Origin of the sequence: Methylobacterium sp. WL103, assembly GCF_008039885.1 — a bacterium.
GTDB lineage: Bacteria > Pseudomonadota > Alphaproteobacteria > Rhizobiales > Beijerinckiaceae > Methylobacterium > Methylobacterium cerastii.
Map to the genome: position 1 here is coordinate 1 of NZ_VRUX01000733.1, position 1,831 is coordinate 1,831.

Below are 1,831 nucleotides of genomic sequence, written 5' to 3' on the forward strand. Positions count from 1 at the left end.
GGCCAGCTCCTTCGCCACCCCCGGCGTCGGCAGGTAGATCGTCACGGCGGCCAGCGCCAGCGGGTCGCCCCCGAGGTCGCCGACGAGGCGCCCGTCGAGCAACGCGTCGACCAGCGTCGGCAGGAACGGCGCGCCGCGGGTGATGGTGAAGACGTGGGATGGGGCTTCGATGTGCCGATCAGACGCCAAGCCAGACCTCACGCTGATGAGAGAAGTTGATCGGTCTTCGTCCGGCAGACAGGCTTGCACGATACAGATCGAAATCGTCGGTCAGCAGCGTCACGTCGCCCGCATCGACGGTCAGAAGGCCGGCATCCGTGAGACCCAGATAGGCAAATTCAGGTCGCCGCACCGCTTCCAGGCCGCGCACCTGAACCTCGCGCGTGCGTTCGACCATCCCGCAGAAGACGTTGAGGATGTCCGTCAGACCCGGCTTTCCGAATTGGCGAACGAGATTGGACGTCTCCGCAAGCACGTGAGGCGTGAAGAGGCAGGATTCGGCGGCGGCGATCAGGCTGAGGAGAAGCTGGAAATCCTCCACCGTGTAGGTCTGCGTTCGCTTGTGTCGCCCGATGAACGATGGCGATGCTGTACCGACTATCAGGAGGACGAGAAGGTTCGTATCGATGGCCAGTACGCGACGCATTCAGTTTTCGAGCGAGCGATTGGTGATCGAAATGAAATCGCCGTCGTGCTTGTGAAGCTTCACAACCTTGTACGTGCGCGGCAAATTCGGATTCGGGCCGATCACGTTTTCAAGCGCGCGACCTGCCGCGGCGTGACCTTTGGCAACACGAGAAAACCCGACCGTGATCAGCCAGTTGTGGTCTTCGTCGTCCAGCCGAATCTCTTCGAGCCCAATGTTGACGACGCCCTCGTCTTGAAACATGTCGGCGACGTAACCTTTTGCTTTGACGATCGCCTCCTTCACATCCATCTTCCCCTCCGTCGAATCAAGTAGGACAAGACTAGACGTTCATCTTCCGTTCTACAACGCCTCCCGCTTCGGGAAGGCTCGTGCCGTTAGGCGCCTTGCGCACTGGCCCGCACCCGCTCCTCGGCGGCGCGGATCGCGTCCGGTGTTCCGACGTGGAGCCATTGCCCGTCCAGGCGGAGGCCCGAGAGGCGGCTCGCCGCGATCGCGCGGTCGAACAGCAGGTTGAGCGAGAAGGCGCCGTCCGGCGTGTCGGCGAACAGCTCCGGCTTCAAGACCGCGACGCCCGCGTAGATGAAGGGCGCGATCCGGCGCTCGCCCCGCCGCGCGAGGCGGCCGTCGGCGGCCATCACGAAGTCGCCGGCGCCCTCGTAGCCGAGGCTGGTGGTGGTCGGCGCCACCAGGAGCAGGATGTCCATGCGCGCCGCGTCCCAGGCCTCGATGAGCCGGGCGAGGTTCGGGGTCGGGCCTTCCAGCCAGAACGAATCCGAGTTGAACACCACGAACGGATCGGCGCCGACGAGGTCCAGCGCCTTCTTCACGCCGCCGCCGGTCTCGAGCAGCGCCGCGCGTTCGTCGGAGACGACGACCTTCGGCAGGCCGCCCCGCTTGGCCAGGTGACCCTCGATCAGGTCCGGCAGGTAGTGCACGTTGACCACCGCGGTCTCGATGCCGCCTTCCGCCGCCCGGTCGAGGGCGTGGTCGATCAGCGCCTTGCCGGCGACCTCCACCAGGGGCTTCGGCACGGTGGCGGTGACCGGGCGCATGCGCTTGCCCAGGCCCGCGGCGAGGACGAAAGCGCAATTTATCGGGGATCGCGTGATCGGCGCTTGCGCGGTCGGCGGCGAGGCGGGGGTGTCGCTCATGCGCGGGGCTCGCGAAGGAGGGGTCGGAGGG

4 protein-coding genes are annotated in these 1,831 nt (G+C 65.9%); all 4 read right to left on the bottom strand.

Translation table 11 applies throughout. The features are described from left to right. Positions 1 to 189 (bottom strand): hypothetical protein (locus FV222_RS24810; protein WP_147815890.1); only part of this gene is annotated, 189 nt, incomplete at its 3' end. Beyond that, positions 179 to 646 (bottom strand): PIN domain-containing protein, encoded by a 468-nt coding sequence (locus tag FV222_RS24815; protein WP_147764625.1) that lies wholly within the window; start codon positions 644 to 646, stop codon positions 179 to 181. The genes FV222_RS24810 and FV222_RS24815, both read right to left, overlap by 11 nt. After that, positions 647 to 937 (bottom strand): hypothetical protein, encoded by a 291-nt coding sequence (locus FV222_RS24820; protein WP_147764626.1) that lies wholly within the window; start codon positions 935 to 937, stop codon positions 647 to 649. Between the two features lie 86 nt (positions 938 to 1,023). Then, entirely contained in the window at positions 1,024 to 1,800 is a 777-nt protein-coding gene (locus FV222_RS24825; RefSeq protein WP_147764627.1) for a nucleotidyltransferase family protein, read from the bottom strand. Positions 1,801 to 1,831 lie beyond the last annotated feature (31 nt).